Annotated in this window: 14 protein-coding genes; 7 read left to right on the top strand and 7 right to left on the bottom strand. The window is 68.8% G+C overall.

Annotated features, from left to right (window positions below; translation table 11 throughout):
- Nucleotides 1–20 precede the first annotated feature (20 nt).
- The gene (locus HUN07_RS06850; protein WP_254622827.1) at nt 21–656 is read right to left on the bottom strand and encodes a TetR/AcrR family transcriptional regulator; all 636 of its coding nucleotides are present in this window, start codon (nt 654–656) and stop codon (nt 21–23) included.
- A gap of 177 nt (nt 657–833) precedes the next feature.
- Between HUN07_RS06850 and HUN07_RS06845 the strand changes: the two genes are divergently transcribed.
- From HUN07_RS06845 to HUN07_RS06825, 5 genes are all read left to right on the top strand, one after another.
- Nucleotides 834–2,495, top strand: coding sequence for a class I adenylate-forming enzyme family protein (locus tag HUN07_RS06845; protein ID WP_174908727.1), 1,662 nt, complete (start codon nt 834–836; stop codon nt 2,493–2,495).
- Nucleotides 2,496–2,540: 45 nt separating this feature from the next.
- Nucleotides 2,541–4,283, top strand: a complete 1,743-nt coding sequence (locus HUN07_RS06840) for an N-acyl-D-amino-acid deacylase family protein (RefSeq protein ID WP_174908725.1) — start codon at nt 2,541–2,543, stop codon at nt 4,281–4,283.
- A gap of 68 nt (nt 4,284–4,351) precedes the next feature.
- Nucleotides 4,352–5,911 carry a carboxylesterase/lipase family protein gene (locus HUN07_RS06835; RefSeq protein ID WP_174908723.1) on the top strand — a complete coding sequence of 520 codons (1,560 nt, stop codon included), beginning with the start codon at nt 4,352–4,354 and terminating at the stop codon, nt 5,909–5,911.
- Complete coding sequence (locus HUN07_RS06830; protein WP_174908721.1) at nt 5,908–7,389, top strand: carboxylesterase/lipase family protein; 1,482 nt, start codon at nt 5,908–5,910, stop codon at nt 7,387–7,389. The genes HUN07_RS06835 and HUN07_RS06830 overlap by 4 nt, the downstream gene beginning before the upstream one ends.
- Nucleotides 7,390–7,447: 58 nt before the next feature.
- Entirely contained in the window at nt 7,448–7,888 is a 441-nt protein-coding gene (locus HUN07_RS06825) for a GtrA family protein (protein WP_174908719.1), read from the top strand.
- Here the strand turns inward: HUN07_RS06825 and HUN07_RS06820 are convergent.
- From HUN07_RS06820 to cobF, 6 genes are all read right to left on the bottom strand, one after another.
- The gene (locus HUN07_RS06820; protein ID WP_174908717.1) at nt 7,871–8,737 is read right to left on the bottom strand and encodes an Fpg/Nei family DNA glycosylase; all 867 of its coding nucleotides are present in this window, start codon (nt 8,735–8,737) and stop codon (nt 7,871–7,873) included. The two genes, HUN07_RS06825 and HUN07_RS06820, sit on opposite strands and share 18 nt — an antisense overlap.
- Before the next feature lie 39 nt (nt 8,738–8,776).
- Nucleotides 8,777–9,247 carry an SRPBCC family protein gene (locus tag HUN07_RS06815; RefSeq protein ID WP_174908716.1) on the bottom strand — a complete coding sequence of 157 codons (471 nt, stop codon included), beginning with the start codon at nt 9,245–9,247 and terminating at the stop codon, nt 8,777–8,779.
- 21 nt (nt 9,248–9,268) lie between these two features.
- Nucleotides 9,269–10,516, bottom strand: coding sequence for an aspartate aminotransferase family protein (locus HUN07_RS06810; protein WP_254622826.1), 1,248 nt, complete (start codon nt 10,514–10,516; stop codon nt 9,269–9,271).
- On the bottom strand, nt 10,513–11,562 hold the full coding sequence (locus HUN07_RS06805; protein ID WP_174908714.1) for an SDR family oxidoreductase: 1,050 nt from the start codon (nt 11,560–11,562) through the stop codon (nt 10,513–10,515). The genes HUN07_RS06810 and HUN07_RS06805 overlap by 4 nt, the downstream gene beginning before the upstream one ends.
- 146 nt (nt 11,563–11,708) lie before the next feature.
- Entirely contained in the window at nt 11,709–12,842 is a 1,134-nt protein-coding gene (locus HUN07_RS06800; RefSeq protein ID WP_174908712.1) for an acyl-CoA dehydrogenase family protein, read from the bottom strand.
- Between the two features lie 177 nt (nt 12,843–13,019).
- On the bottom strand, nt 13,020–13,766 hold the full coding sequence (gene cobF, locus HUN07_RS06795) for a precorrin-6A synthase (deacetylating) (protein ID WP_174908710.1): 747 nt from the start codon (nt 13,764–13,766) through the stop codon (nt 13,020–13,022).
- 103 nt (nt 13,767–13,869) lie between these two features.
- On the opposite strand from cobF, the gene HUN07_RS06790 reads away from it, so the two are divergent.
- Nucleotides 13,870–14,670, top strand: a complete 801-nt coding sequence (locus HUN07_RS06790; RefSeq protein WP_174908708.1) for a thymidylate synthase — start codon at nt 13,870–13,872, stop codon at nt 14,668–14,670.
- On the top strand, nt 14,670–15,152 hold the full coding sequence (locus HUN07_RS06785; protein ID WP_174908706.1) for a dihydrofolate reductase: 483 nt from the start codon (nt 14,670–14,672) through the stop codon (nt 15,150–15,152). Before HUN07_RS06790 ends, HUN07_RS06785 begins: the two co-directional genes overlap by 1 nt.
- Nucleotides 15,153–15,252 lie beyond the last annotated feature (100 nt).

The following is a 15,252-nucleotide window of genomic DNA, read 5'->3' as shown; positions in this document are numbered from 1 at the left end:
CCAGGGGACGAGCGCCGGCGTCAGTCACCGCCCGGGGCGCTGAGCGCCGGGAACCAGATGTCGGTGAGGACCTCCGCCGCCTGTTCGCGGGGAACCTCGATCGTCCCCTGGAGGGCCCATCGGGTGAAGAACCGTTCGAGCTGCGCGACCAGTAGTTCGATACGCAACCGGGCCTCGTCCTGCCGGTCCTGCGGCCAGCGCGCCAGGTACTGCGTCATCGAGTTGGGCAGGGCGAGGATCCCGTCACGGGACGTCTCGCGGAACGAGGGTTCCAGGGCGACCGCCTCGTCCCACGCGGGCAGGATGTCCTTGCACTCGTCGAACCAGTCGATGGCCCGGTTCACCCAGGCCGTGAACTCGGCGCGGGATCCGGTCTCGAGCACCCGATCGAGGTCCTCGTAGAACGCGAAGACACTCGGCACCATCTTCTCCGCACTGATGGCTCGCAGGATCTCCACCTTGCCGGGAAAATGCAGGTAGAAGGTGGCGCGGCTGCAGCCGACCGCAGCGGCGATGTCGTCGACGGTGACCGCCGCGTAGCCGCGCGCGCAGAACAACTCCCGAGCACACTCCATGAGCTTGGTCCGGGTCCACCGCTTCTGTTCTTCTCGCAGACTTCCGCGCCGGCTCTTGATCTCGTCCGCAGCAACTCCCACGCCCTAGACGATGGCGCACCCGGACGGGCGCAGGCAAGTCGAATCGCCGCTCGAAGGACGGATCGTCATTCACTTGACACATCGTCAGTCAATCAGAAAGTATGACGCACATCACTATAGATGTGCGCCGGTGTCGAGCACGGCGACGATCCTTGCCCGCATCGAAAGGAACTACCCGTGACCAAGTCTGTCGACCCGCAGGCCTACATCGCGTCCGTCATGGCCGGACTGACGGGCCCGGGCGGGCCGTTCGAACTCCACGAGGAGGATGTCCTCGGCGTCCGCATGCCGGTGATGAAGAACCGCGATCGGTCCCTGGGCGACGCCCTGGCGGCCTCGATCGCATTCGGCGACCGCGACTACCTGGTCACCGAGGACCGCCGGATGAGCTACGCCGAGCACGGTGCCGCCGCGGCGGCACTGGCCCGCGCCCTGCGGGAGCGGTACGGCGTCGACAAGGGCGACCGTGTCGGCATCCTCGCCGCCAACACTCCCGAGTGGGTCCTGTCGTTCTGGGCGGCGCAGGCGCTCGGCGCGATCGCGGTGGGCTTCAATGCGTGGTGGACGACGCGCGAGATCGAGTACGGGGTCGGCCACGCCCAGCCGTCGGTACTGATCGTCGACGCGAAGCGCGCCGCGCTCCTCGACGGGCTCGACCTGGACGTCCCCGTCCTCACGATGGAGGACGACCTGCCGAGGCTGATCGCCGAGTTCGCGGGCGCCGACCTGCCGGACACGACCGTTCTCGAGGACGATCCGGCGGTGATCCTCTACACCAGCGGCACCAGCGGCCGCCCGAAGGGCGCGGTGCACTCGCACCGGAACCTGTTGGCCGTCATCGGCTATCACCGTTACAGCGACGGCCTCGTCGCGGCCTTCACGGGCGGTGACCCGAGCTCCGATGCGCCGAGCGATCTGCGCTACCTGCTCACGTCGCCGCTGTTCCACATCGCCAGCCTGCACAACCTCGTCGTCCCGCGTCTGGGCACGGGCAGCGCCGTGGTGATCTATCAGGGCTCGTTCGACGCGGACCGGGTGCTGCGTCTGATCGAGCGCGAGAAGGTGACCAACTGGGGCGCGGTCCCCACCATGGCGGGTCGCCTGCTCGAACACGACGATGTGACTCGCTACGACCTGTCGTCGCTGACCTCGTTCGCGCTCGCCTCGGCGCCGTCGTCGCCGGGTTTCCAGCAGCGCCTGCGGGAGAAGCTGCCGTTCGCCCGCAACGCACTGGTCGACAGCTACGGGCTCACCGAGTGCAGTACCGCGATCTCGGTTGCGACGCCGATGGATCTGCAGGCGTTCCCCGGCACGCTCGGCCGGCCGATCATCGGTGTCAGCGTGGAGATCCGCGACCCGTTCGGCGAGCCGGTGCCCGACGGGACCGAGGGCGAGATCTGCGCGCGCAGCCCGTACGTGATGCTCGGCTACTGGAACGACGACGCGGCCACCTCCGCGGCCATCCGTCCCGGACGCTGGCTGCACACCGGCGACTTCGGGGTGATCGAGAACGGGATGGTTCGGCTCACCGGACGCCGCTCCGATCTGATCCTGCGCGGCGGAGAGAACGTCTACCCGGTGGAGATCGAGCAGTGCCTCGACGAGCATCCGGCGGTCGCGGAGTCCGCGGTGGTGGGAGTCGACCACCCCGACCTGGGGCAGGAGGTCGGCGCGATCGTGGTCGTCCGGCCCGGGATGGAGGTGACCGAGGACGAATTGCGGGAGTTCGCGTCCGAGCGTCTCGCGTACTTCAAGGTGCCCACCCGATGGAAGATCACCACCGATTCGTTGCCGCGCAACGCGACCGGAAAGACGATCCGCACACGAATCGCTCTGTGAGCGAACACGTTCCCCGCTCCCAGCGGTGAGAGAGGCAAGATCCCGATGAGTTACGACGCGATCGTCAAGAACGGCCGGTGGTTCGACGGCACCGGCGCCCCGTCCGCAACCCGACACCTCGGTATCCGAGACGGCCGGGTGGCCACAGTCTCGGCCGCCGCGCTCGACGAGACCGACTGCCCGCGGGTGATCGACGCGGCCGGCAAGTGGGTGATCCCGGGCATGCTCGACATCCACACGCACTACGACGTCGAGGTCCTGCTGCGTCCCCAACTGGACGAGTCGGTGCGGCACGGCGTCACCACCGTGTTCGTGGGCTCGTGCTCGCTGTCGACGGTCCATGTCGGGCCGTCGGACGCCGGTGACCTGTTCGGCCGGGTCGAGGCGATCCCCCGTCGCCACGTCGTCGACGGGCTCGAGGAGCGCAAGACGTGGAACTCGGCACGCGAGTACGTCGACGCGCTCGAATCGCTGCCGCTGGGAGCGAACGTCGCGGCGTTCATCGGCCACTCCGACATGCGGGCGGCGCTGATGGGCCTGGACCGGGCCACTCGCAAGGAGATCAAGCCGACCGCGTCCGAACTCGCCGCGATGGAGCAGCAGTTGACCGAGGCGCTCGACGCCGGCTTCGTCGGGATGTCCTCGCAGCAGCTGATGTTCGACAAGCTCGACGGCGAGGTCTGCCGGTCCCGCACGCTGCCGTCGACGTACGCGACCGCCAAGGAGCGTCGCCGACTCAACGCGATCCTGCGACGCCGCCGCCGGGCGCTGCAGGGCGGCCCGGATGTGGCCCGCCCGCAGAGCATGGTGGTGATGGCACTCAGCAGCCTCGGCATCTTCCGCAAGCCGCTCAAGACGAGCCTGCTATCGGCCGCCGACGTCAAGGCGATCCCCGGTGTGGTGAAGGTCTTTCCGCTGATGGCGAAGGTCATCAACGGCCTGGGCGGCGACTTCCGTTGGCAGCACCTGCCGGTCCCGTTCGAGGTGTACTCCGACGGCATCGACCTGCCGGTGTTCGAGGAATTCGGTTCCGGCGCGGCGGCCCTGCACCTGTCGAACCAGATCGACGCGCGCCGCGATCTGCTGGCCGACGAGAACTATCGCCGGCGCTTCCGCAAGGACTACGACAAGAAGTACGGGCCCCGGGTGTGGCACCGCGACTTCTTCGACGCCGAGATCGTCGAGTGCCCGGACGAATCGGTCATCGGGAAGACGTTCGGTCAGGTCGGGGAGGATCGCGGCGGCGTGCATCCCGTCGACGCGTTCCTCGACCTGGTGGTCGAGTACGGACCGAAGGTCCGCTGGCGGACCACGATCTCGAACCACCGCCCCGAGGTGCTGAATACGCTCGCCGCCGATCCCGGTGTGCAGCTGGGCTTCTCCGATGCAGGCGCGCACCTGCGGAACATGGCGTTCTACAACTTCGGACTGCGCTTCCTGCGACGCGTGCGCGACGCCGAGCGGGCGGGTACGCCGTTCCTGTCGGTGGAGCAGGCGGTCCATCGGGTCACCGGTGAGCTCGCCGACTGGTACGGCCTCGACGCGGGTCACCTCAGGGAGGGCGACCGCGCCGACCTGGTGGTCGTCGACCCCGAGCATCTCGACGCCTCGCTCGACACGTACGCCGAGTGCCCGATCCCCGAGTACGACAACCTCTCCCGGATGGTGAACCGCAACGACGACACCGTCTCGGCCGTCTTCGTCGGCGGCGAGTACGTCTTCGGCGACGGGCAGCCCGCGCCTACCCTGGGCAGCGCACGGACCGGGAGGTTCCTCGAGGCTCGGTGACGAGCCACCTCGGGACGTCGACGTGCTCGGCGGCCGCCGGGCACGCGATCCGTCGTATAGTCGCGACCATGACCCCCGGGCTGGACGTAACCACCGTCGACGGCGTCGTTCGGGGCCGACGGGTCGGCGATCTGCTGGCCTGGCGCGGTATCCCCTACGCCGCTCCACCCGTCGGCCCGCTGCGCCTGCGGGCACCGCAACCGGTAGAGCCGTGGACCGGCGTCCGCGACGCCACCGCGTTCGGCAATGCCGCACCGCAGCACCGGATGGGCACCGCCCTGCGACCGGGCAAGTACCAGCCGATGTCCGAGGACTGCCTCACGCTCAACGTGCTCGCCCCGGCGGCGCCCAGCTCGACGCCGCGGCCCGTCATGGTGTTCGTCCACGGCGGCGCCTTCACGATGGGCACCACGGCCTTGGGGATCTACCACGGGGACCGTCTGGTGCGCCGGGGCGACGTGGTGTTCGTGTCGGTCAACTACCGGCTCGGCTCGCTGGGATACCTCGACTTCAGCGAGTTCTCCACGCCCGCGCGGCCGTTCGACGCCAATCTCGGCCTGCGCGACCAGCTGGCCGCGCTGGAGTGGGTGCAGCGCAACATCGCCGCCTTCGGGGGCGATCCCGAGAACGTCACGCTGTTCGGCGAATCCGCCGGCGCCACCTCGGTGACCACGCTGATGGCGACGCCGGCCGCCCGTGGACTGTTCGCCCGCGCCATCGCCCAGAGTTCCGCACCCGTCCTCGTGAACGACGCACCGCGGGCGCGACGCTGGGCCCGGGAGTTCGTGTCGCTGCTCGGATCGAACGCAGACGACCCCGCGGCGGCCGCCCGCGCCCTGGACGACGCCACCTCGGCAGAACTCGGCAAGGCGGGGCATCGGCTGGGTGCCAAGGTGCTCGCCGAGACTCCCGGCCTGCACCCGTTCGGGCCGACCGTCGACGGCGACTTCCTGCCCGTGGCGCCATTGCAGGCATTCACTGACGGCACCGCGCACCGAGTACCGCTGATCATCGGGACCAACGCCCGCGAGGGCACCCTCTTCCCGAAGTTCCTCGACGGTCTGCCCACCGACGAGGCACGCATCGACGCGATGTTCGAGCTCACCGATCCGGAGGCCCGGGCGCGCGTCGTCGGCGCATACGCCGGCTACCCGGGTCCGGCAGCGGCGATCGATCTGGGCGGCGATCTGACGTTCTGGAGGCCGTCGGTCCAGATCGCCGAGGCTCACTCCGTCCATGCCCCCACCTACAGCTACCGTTTCGACTTCGCGCCGCGCCTCATGCACTGGCTCGACCTCGGCGCCACACACGCGTTCGAGATGTTCGCGGTGTTCGGTTACGGCGACTCCGCCGCCGGACGTGCGCTCACCGCCCCCGGTGGTCGACGCGGACTGCGCGTGGTCACCGACCGGGTCCAGGAGCACTGGATCTCCTTCGCCTGCAACGGAATCCCTGCGCCGTGGTGGCCACGGTACGACACCGACATGCGCCGTACCCTCATCCTCGACGTTCCCACCCGCGTCGAACGCGATCCGGGCCGGGAACGCCGACTCGCGTGGGCGGACTATCGCGGATACCTCGACGAGGACGGGGACAGGCACCCTGCCGTACCCGAGCACCGGGCATGACCGGGGGCGGCCTCGAGGTCGAGGTCACCCTCGCCGAAGGCGTGGTCCGTGGGCGCCGACTTCCGGATCTGTTGTCGTGGAGGGGAATTCCGTACGCTGCACCGCCGGTGGGAGCGCTCCGGCTGCGCGCTCCGGAACCGGTACAGCCGTGGGCCGGCGTCCGCGACGCCACCGAGTTCGGTCCCTCCGCGCCGCAGCAGCGCAGACAGGGCGACGAGAACTGCCTGACCATCAACGTGCTGAGGTCGGCCGACCCGAGCAGCGCCGCCAGGCCGGTCATTGTGTTCATCCACGGCGGCGCACACACGGCCGGAACCTCGTCGGCGCCGCTGTACAGTGGCGCCTCGCTGGTCCGCCGCGGCGACGTCGTGTTCGTCTCGTTGAACTACCGGCTCGGCGCCCTCGGCTACCTGGACTTCTCCGAGTTCTCCACGCCCGAACGACCATTCGATACCAACCTCGGCCTGCGCGACCAGGTTGCCGCATTGCAGTGGGTGCAGCGCAACATCGCCGCGTTCGGGGGCGACCCCGCCAACGTGACACTGTTCGGCGAGTCCGCCGGCGCCGACGCGGTCGTCACCCTGATGTGCACGCCCGCCGCGAAGGGCCTGTTCGCGCGCGCCATCGCCCAGAGCCCGCCCCCGGCCACCTCGAACGGCCGGGAACTGGCGGCGCTGTGGGCTCGCGAGTTCCTCGACATCGCGGGCGTCTGCGGGTCCGACGTGACCGAGTTCCTGACCACCGCCGCACCCGAACTCCTCGTGCAGGCGGCCACCACGCTCAGTACCCGTGGGGCCGACGAGGTGCCCGGCACCCGTCCGTTCGCTGCGGTCGCCGACGGTGACCTGTTGCCGGAGCACCCACTGAATGCGTTCGAGGCGGGAACCGAACACCGGGTGCCACTGTTGATCGGCACCAACGCGCACGAGGGCCGGATCTTCCCGCGCTTCCTCGACATCCTTCCCACGAACCGGGATCGGATCGAGAAGATGTTCGAAGACACCGATCCCGCGATCAAGGCTCGCGCGATCGGCGCGTATCCCGGATACCCCGGCCGGCGGGCCGCCGCGGATCTCGGCGGCGACGTCGTCTTCTGGGAGCCGTCGGTGCGCTGCGCACACGCGCACACGCGCCACAGCGACACCTACATGTACCGGTACGACTTCGCGCCCCGCCTCCTGCGCCTGACCGGCCTGGGGGCGACGCACGCGACGGAACTGTTCGCGGTGTTCGGTGCACGGGGGCCCGCGGCGCGCACCCTCACCTCGCTCGGCGGCCGCCGCGACCTGCGCGTCGTCACCGACACGATGCAGAGCCACTGGCTCCGCTTCGCGCGCGGTGGGCGGCCGCTCGGGACGTGGCCGCGTTACTCGCTGGAGCGCCGTGACACCCTGATCATCGACGCGGAGTCCCGCGTGGAGACCGATCCGCTGCGCACCCGCCGCGAGGCCTGGCTCGGATACCGGCACCGTCACTGAATCCCCCGTGAGCTACGGTTGCGAACTGCAACCAAATCTCAGGCTGTGGGAGACCTCGATGTCCGTGCTCGACAGGCGTCTGGGCGGCGACGGATGGGCCGCCCAGCTCACCAGGTTTGCCCTGGTGGGCGGATCCAGCAATATGCTGTACGCGCTGTCGTTCCTCGTTCTCGACGCCTACGGGACGCTGTTGGCGAACGCCGTCGGTGTCGCGACCAGCACGGTGCTGGCCAACGAGCTGCATCGACGCCGCACCTTCCGCGCCGCCGACCGGGTGCCCTGGTTCGCCGCCCAGTGGGAGGGCGGCGCGCTGGCCCTGCTAGGCCTGCTCATCAGTTCCCTGGCCCTGGCGCTGCTGCACTTCTTCTTCCCCGACGTCGGCGGCCTGGTGTCGATCGCGCTGGTGATCGCCGTGAGCGGCGTCGTCGGCGGGCTCCGGTTCATCGCACTGCGCGGCTGGGTGTTCGGCCGCCGGCAGCCGCTACTTCAGCAGTCGTGACATCCGCCGGTCGGCGAGGATCTTGCCGCCGGTCTGGCATGTGGGGCAGTACTGGAACGACCGCTCCGCGTACGACACCTCGCGTACCGTGTCGCCGCACACCGGGCACGGCATTCCCGTTCGCGCATGCACCGTCATCCCGGCCCGCTTCTCGCCCTTGAGCCGGGCCGCCTCCTGCCCCACCGAGCGCGCCGCGGCGTCGGACAGTTCCGACCGCATCGCGTCGTACAGCGCGTCGACCTCGTCGGACGTCAGTTTCGACGCCGTCGCGAACGGCGACAGCCGGGCGGCATGCAGGATCTCGTCGGAGTACGCGTTCCCGATTCCCGCGAGCAGGGACTGGTCCACCAGCGCGGTCTTGATCCGGGCCGACGTCCCGGCGAGCAGTTCCCCGAACTCTGGACGGGCCACCTCGAGCGCGTCGGGTCCGAGGCGGGCGATGCCCGGCACCTGATGCGGGTCGGTCACCACCCACACCGCGAGCCGCTTCTTGGTACCGGCCTCGGTGAGGTCGAAGGCCGGCGTCGCGCCGTTGGGGGTGAAGAAGTGCACCCGCAGCGCCAGCGGGCCCTTCCCCGGCTTCGGCGGCGCCGTGCTGGGGTTGTCGGCCCAGCGCAACCAGCCACCGCGGGACAGGTGCGTGATCAGCCACAGCCCGTCGCAGTCCATCGCGAGGTGCTTGCCGAACCGCCGCGCCCCGGTGACGTCGCGGCCCTGCAGCGCCGTGATCGGCGGATCGACCGTCTTTAGCACGCTCAGCGCGGCGACGTCGATGCGACCGACCACCGCCCCCACGGCATGGTCACGCAGGAACTGGGCCAGGGCCTCCACCTCGGGCAGTTCGGGCATGCGCTCAGCGTAGGCGCCGGCGCCGACAGCCGGGCGGGGTCAGACAGGTTCGTTGAGCGGCCCGACGTCGACCACGGAACCGAGCAAGCCTGTCAGGATGAGCACGATGTTGCTGCGCAAGGTGGACTCCGCAACCGGGTCGAGGATCTCCGCCAGGCTCGGTATCCCGAGGTCGAATCGGGTCTCGAAGCGGATCAGCACACCGTCACGATCCGGCTCCGGGTCGAGCTGCCAGGACCCTTCCATCGTCAGGAAGTCCCCGCTGAGTTGGGCGAATTCGATGCGGCGGGCGATCGGGTCGAGCACGTCCCGCTCGGTCCAGCGCAAGGTGCCCTTGCGGAACCGGACCAGCCAACTGGAGATGACCGACCCGTCCGCCTGCGCGGGTTCGAGTTCGAGGGCGAGGACGGTTTCCGTCAGTTCGGGATAGCGGGCGAAGTCGCTGATCCGGGCGTAGGCCGCTTCGGGCTGCACGTGCTCGGCGCGGATGTGCATGACTACGTGGCGCATGAGAACTCCAAAGGATCGTGTTCAGGTGAGGGTCAGGTCCTCGAGGGCTTCGGCGAGGACGCGGAGGAAGAGTTCGACCTCGTCCGTGGTCAGGATCGCCGGCGGGGTGAAGCGCAGCACGTTGGCCGCATTCAGTGAGTGGTTGGCCAGGACGTCACGTTCCAGAAGGTTCAGGAACAGTTCCCCGACCAGGCCGCTCGAGGCCATCTCGAGGCCCAGCAACAGCCCGCGGCCACGCACGTGGGCCACGCGGCCGCCGCCGTACCGGGCCACAGCCGTCCGGATGCCCGCGAGGAGGTGCTCGCCGAGCATTGCTGCGCGAGCCGTGAGGTCCTCGTCGCGGATCACGCCGATGGCGGCACGGGCGGCCGCACACACCGCCGGCGACCCCGCGAACGTGGAGGTGTGGAGGTAGGGGTCCCGGGCGAAGGGCTCGTAGGACTCCCGCGTGGCCACCACCGCGGCAATCGGCATCACGCCCCCGGAGAGGCCCTTGCCGACCAACATCATGTCGGGCACCACGCCGTCGGCGTCCACACCCCACCAGCGACCCAGCCGACCGAGACCGGTCTGGACCTCGTCCACAATCAGCAACGCCTCGTAGCGGCGACACAATTCGGCGGCGTCGCGCAGGTAGCCCGGGGGCGGCACGTTCACGCCGCCCTCCCCCTGCACCGGTTCGACGATGAAGCAGCCGTGGCCGCCGGTTGCGCGTAACGCCACCTCCAGCTCGGCCGGATCGCCGAAGGCGACCTCCATGATGTGCGGAAGCAACGGTCGGAAGGGCTGCTGCAGCACGCCGTTCGCCGTGACGCTCAGCGCGCCGAGCGTCTTGCCGTGGAACCCAGCGCGGGTTGTGATCACAGCCGTCTTGCCTTGCGCGCGAGCCAACTTCAGCGCGCACTCGGTGGCTTCCGCACCGGAGTTGACGAAGTGCACCAGGTCCAGATCACCGGGGGTGATCTCGGCCAGGGCGGCGGCGGCACCGGCACTGACGGGGTCCAAGAACACCCGGGAGGCCATCGGGTGCCGCCGAACCTGATCGCACACCGCCTCCACGACTGCCGGGTGACGATGCCCCAGCAGATAGACGCCGTAGCCACCGAAGTCCAGGACCCGACGGCCGTCCGCGACCGTGATCCAGGCACCCGACGACTCGACCTCGACCAGGTCACCGATCAACCGCCCGAGCGCCGCCCGGCCGCTGCCGAAGTGCCTCCGGTATCGGTCGGTCAGCACATCGGAATCGAGCAGCATGCCGGTGCTCATCGGACTGCGCTTTCGACCACCGGCGGCTCCGCCGGCAACAGCTTCTTGACCTGGGCCCAGTAGATCAGCGAGCGCCTGAGCGCCTCGGTGAGGGCGTCCTTGGTGGCCCGATCACCGAATCCCAGCCTGTCCAGGTCACTGGGCATGGCATCGCTGGACTGGAACACCCACACGGACTCGAGAAAGTCGATGAACATCCGTCGTCGTCCGTCCGAGATCAGGTCGTCCAACAGCGGCAACAACAACCGGTCGACGGACTCGAAGGGCATGAACCGTGGCCGCACCGCGCCGATCCAGGCGAGCCGGGACACGTACTCGCACAGCTCGGCGATATCGGTGAACGTGAGTGCTTGATCTCCCGCGGTCAGCCAGTACTCGCCCTCGGTCACGTCCTCACGAATCAGTTTGCCGACGGCCTCGACGACGATGTCCAGGGGAACTGTGTCGACCAGGGATTCGATCTCCCCCGGGACCACCGGGAGATTGCCCCTGACCGCGTTACCCAACATGCGGTGCAACCCTTGGAAGGCGGCCATTCGACCGTCACGGGAGTCTCCGGTCACCACCGACGGCCGGAGGATGACGGCCGGAACCGAACCGGCGCGGATCAACTCCTCCGCCTCCGTCTTGGATTCCAAATAGGCGGCCAGTCCGGCGAAACGCTCGTCGGCCGGGGCCTGACGAATCACGAAGGCCGTACTCAGGTAGTAGAGCGGGGCGTCGGCGTCGGCCGCCACACGCAGCATGGACGCGGGACCCTGGACGTTGACCGCCCGGAGGCGCTCCGGATCCACGTTCCATTTGGTGACCGCTGCTCCGTGCAGCACGACATCGACCCGGTTCACCAGAGCGGCGTAGTCCGTGGCCGGCAAGCCCAGCGTGGGGTGCGTGAAATCACCGGCAAACTCGCTGACCCGTGGGTCGTCGATCGGGCGTCTGCCGCGCAGACACACGATGTCGAAGTCCTCGGCCATCGCGTCGAGCACGGCCCTGCCGATGACTCCGGAGCCACCGGTGAGCAGCAGAGTTCGCTTGCTCCGGGTCATCGGGAATCAGGGGCGAAGACCCCACCCTTCGGGCCGTGACGGGAAGCGTGATCGAACTGTTCGATCTTCATGTCGGCACCCCTTCGATGCGTTTCGATTTCTTCGATAGTTCCGGGGAATCACGCTGCGCGGCAACGCTATCGGCGCTACGCGATGGCCAGCGGGTTCCCGGCGAAGTAACCCAGCAACGGGCCGGCCATCTTGGCTCGGGCCGGCGGATGGAAGCCCAGTCCGTTGACCGCGGCCGCGAGGTAGCCGATCCGGTCCGAGGTGATGAAATTCATCCCGCCGAGCAGCTCAACTGCCCGGGGCACGGCGGCCGCGATCGCATCCTGCACGGCGTACCGCACCAGGAGCGCGTCCACGAGCAGTTGCCGGCTGTTCAGCTCGTCGGTCATCCGGCGGGCGATGTTCTCCACCGACGCCATCGCACCTTCCAACGTGACGACCAGTCGGAGCCGGTCGGATTCGCTGATCCGGTCCGAACCGAGCGCCAACTCCACCAGGGCGCTGGCGGCTCCGACGTAGGAACCGGTGATGAGCAGTTCGAACCACAGGAAGGCGGCATTCTGGATGTCGTCGAGTTGTTCGCCCTCGCTCACCGACGTGGTTACGACGAGATCCGACGGAACCAGCACGTCGTCGATGGTGACCTGATCGCTTTCGGCACCGGCCAGCGCGAAACTGGACCAGAACGAGCTGACCGAGACGCCGTCGTCCTTCGCTGGGATGAGCGCGACCGCGAGCTGTTCTCCCGGGCCGTCCGGCCGAGGGAGCATGACGCTGGCGGTCAGCAGATCCATGGAGCGCGACAGGCTGCATGGCTTCTTGACCCCGCTCAGCCGGACGCCGTCAGGTGTGGGGGTGGCGGTCATGGTCGGCTTCAGGATCTGCCCGTCCGGGCGCCCTTCCGCGAAGCCGGATGCGAGCAGCAGACTGTCGGCGGCGATGGCCTGCAGCAGCATCCAGTCCATACCGGTGTTCGTCTCGCTCACCGCAACGAGGCTCGCCACCGAGAAGTGGTGCATCGTGGTGGCGACCGCCAGCGACGGTGACCGCGAGCCGATCGCGCGCTGCACCCGGACGGCCTCGAGGGGACTTGCCCCGATGCCGCCCAGATCGGCGGGCACGAGGAGGCCCGGCCCACCGGCCTCCCGGAACACCGCGGTGCCGGGGCTGCCCCGCCGTTCCAGGTCGCCCGGCGGTATCGGCGTCAGCGCCTCGTCCAGACCGGGCAGACTGCGCTGCAGCACGCCGCGGTCAGTTTCGAGAAACCTCATATCTCCTCCACCGCCGTCCAGGTGTAGGGCTCGGAGCGAGGGTGACGCTCCAAGGTCGGATGTCCAAATCTCCCGGTTTCCAACCTCGTCCGACGGCGTCCCGCTGAACAGCAACCCGAGGGTGGACCCACACACTCGTAGGGGTGAGGAAATCCCACCCTGGGGTGGGCGGGCCTGTCAGCGACGGATCAGGTAGATGTCCATGATCCAGCCCTTGCGCTCGCGCAGTTCGGCGCGCACGCGCACGATCTCGTCGTCCACCTCGCGCAGCTTGCCGGAGATCAGTACCTCGTCGGGCAGACCGAGGTACGCACCCCACCAGATCTCCACCTCGTTGCCGGGGTCCGGGACGTGGGTGAAGCTGCAGTCCGCGTCGAGCATCACGACGGCGGTCCCGACGCCGTCGGGCAGCCCCTCGCGCAGCCGGCGTCCGGTGGTGACATGGACGGGCTCGCCGATCCGGTTGAGCACGATGCGGTGCTGCGCGGCCAGCGACTGGATGCTCGTGACGCCGGGGATCACGGTGTACTCGAACCGCACGTTGCCGCGCGCCAGGACGCGTTCGACGATCCGCAGCGTGCTGTCGTACAGCGACGGATCGCCCCACACCAGGATCGCGCCGACGCCGTCCTCGGCCGCGAACTTCTCCTCGAACACCTCGGCGCGGCGGTCGTGCCAGTCGTCGACTACGCCGGCGTAGTCGGACGGGGTCCGGTCCCGCGGCGGGTCCACGATGTCGACGATCCGGTACTCGCGCTCCATGTGCTCGGCGAGGATGGTGGTGCGCAGGTCCACCAGCTCCTGCTTCTCGTCGCCCTTGCCGATGACGAAGAACACGTCGGCCCGGTTCATGGCCTTCACGGCCTGGATCGTCACCTGGTCGGGGTCGCCGGCACCGATGCCGATCACGAGAAGCTCACGCATGCGGGGCACGCTATCGTCATTGCTGCACCCGATACACACAGGACCCAGCCGGTATCGTCGGCCGCCGAAGACGGTCGATCGTGCGCAGCCTAAGCTAGGGTCCGTGATTGTGCCGACGCCCTACGAGGATCTTCTGCGCCTGGTGATGGACTCCGGCACCGCGAAGGCTGACCGCACCGGCACCGGTACGCGCAGTGTCTTCGGGCACCAGATGCGTTGGGACCTCGGCGAGGGCTTCCCGCTCATCACCACCAAGAAGGTGCATCTCAAGTCCATCGTGTACGAGCTGCTGTGGTTCCTGCGCGGCGAGTCCAACGTCAAGTGGCTGCAGGAACACGGCGTCACCATCTGGGACGAGTGGGCCGACGCGGACGGCGAGCTGGGCCCGGTCTACGGCGTGCAGTGGCGGTCGTGGCCCACCCCGTCGGGCGAGCACATCGACCAGATCACCAAGGTGATCGAGACGCTGAAGACCAATCCGGATTCGCGCCGCATCATCGTCTCGGCGTGGAACGTCGCGGACCTCGACGCGATGGCACTGCAGCCGTGCCACGCGTTCTTCCAGTTCTACGTCGCCGACGGCAAGCTCAGCTGCCAGCTGTACCAGCGCAGTGCCGACCTGTTCCTCGGCGTGCCGTTCAACATCGCCAGCTACGCGCTGCTCACCCACATGGTGGCGCAGCAGACGGGGCTCGAGGTGGGCGACTTCATCTGGACCGGCGGCGACTGCCACATCTACGACAACCACGTCGACCAGGTCACCGAGCAGCTCTCCCGGGAGCCGCTCCCCTACCCGACGCTGAAGCTGAACAAGCGCGACTCGATCTTCGACTACACCTTCGAGGACGTCGAGATCGTCGACTACCGCCACCACCCCGCGATCAAGGCGCCGGTGGCGATCTGATGATCGGCCTGATCTGGGGCCAGACCACCGCGGGCGTGATCGGCCGGGACAACACGATCCCGTGGCGCGTCCCCGAGGACATGGCCCATTTCAAGGACACCACCATGGGTCACCCCGTGGTGATGGGCCGGCTCACGTGGGACTCGCTCCCGCCGAAGTTCCGCCCCCTGCCGGGCCGCCGGAACATCGTCGTCACCCGTCAGAGCGGCTGGACCACGGCCGGCGCCGACACCGCGAACGGCATCGAAGAGGCCCTCGCGCTCGTGGGCGACACCGCCTGGGTCGTGGGCGGTACGCAGATCTACACCGCGGCAATGCCGTTCGCGGACCTGCTGTCGGTGACCGAGATCGACGCGGACATCGAGGGCGACGCCTTCGCGCCCGAGATCGGCGACGAGTGGGTCGTCGGAGACACCGGAGACTGGCACATCTCGGAGAAGTCCGGTTTGCGCTACCGGTTCCTCACGTACGTCCGCGGCTGACGGGCCACTGTCGGACGGTGGCCGAACCGTTAGGCCGATAACCCGGTCATCTCCGGCGCGGTGGGTCATACTGCGGGGACACCGCCCCTGCAGTCACCAG

Source organism: Rhodococcus sp. W8901 (assembly GCF_013348805.1).
Taxonomy (GTDB): Bacteria; Actinomycetota; Actinomycetes; order Mycobacteriales; family Mycobacteriaceae; genus Prescottella.
Note: the sequence above shows the minus strand (reverse complement) of the source record. Positions and strands in the feature narration are given on the sequence as shown.

What these genes read in the sequence shown, in the direction of transcription:
- HUN07_RS06840 (WP_174908725.1), top strand. Translation starts at nt 2,541, where the DNA reads ATGAGTTACGACGCGATCGTCAAGAACGGCCGGTGGTTCGACGGCACC.
- HUN07_RS06835 (WP_174908723.1), top strand. Translation starts at nt 4,352, where the DNA reads ATGACCCCCGGGCTGGACGTAACCACCGTCGACGGCGTCGTTCGGGGC.
- HUN07_RS06830 (WP_174908721.1), top strand. Translation starts at nt 5,908, where the DNA reads ATGACCGGGGGCGGCCTCGAGGTCGAGGTCACCCTCGCCGAAGGCGTG.
- HUN07_RS06825 (WP_174908719.1), top strand. Translation starts at nt 7,448, where the DNA reads ATGTCCGTGCTCGACAGGCGTCTGGGCGGCGACGGATGGGCCGCCCAG.
- HUN07_RS06820 (WP_174908717.1), bottom strand. Translation starts at nt 8,737, where the DNA reads ATGCCCGAACTGCCCGAGGTGGAGGCCCTGGCCCAGTTCCTGCGTGAC.
- HUN07_RS06815 (WP_174908716.1), bottom strand. Translation starts at nt 9,247, where the DNA reads ATGCGCCACGTAGTCATGCACATCCGCGCCGAGCACGTGCAGCCCGAA.
- HUN07_RS06810 (WP_254622826.1), bottom strand. Translation starts at nt 10,516, where the DNA reads ATGAGCACCGGCATGCTGCTCGATTCCGATGTGCTGACCGACCGATAC.
- HUN07_RS06805 (WP_174908714.1), bottom strand. Translation starts at nt 11,562, where the DNA reads ATGACCCGGAGCAAGCGAACTCTGCTGCTCACCGGTGGCTCCGGAGTC.
- HUN07_RS06800 (WP_174908712.1), bottom strand. Translation starts at nt 12,842, where the DNA reads ATGAGGTTTCTCGAAACTGACCGCGGCGTGCTGCAGCGCAGTCTGCCC.
- cobF (WP_174908710.1), bottom strand. Translation starts at nt 13,766, where the DNA reads ATGCGTGAGCTTCTCGTGATCGGCATCGGTGCCGGCGACCCCGACCAG.
- HUN07_RS06785 (WP_174908706.1), top strand. Translation starts at nt 14,670, where the DNA reads ATGATCGGCCTGATCTGGGGCCAGACCACCGCGGGCGTGATCGGCCGG.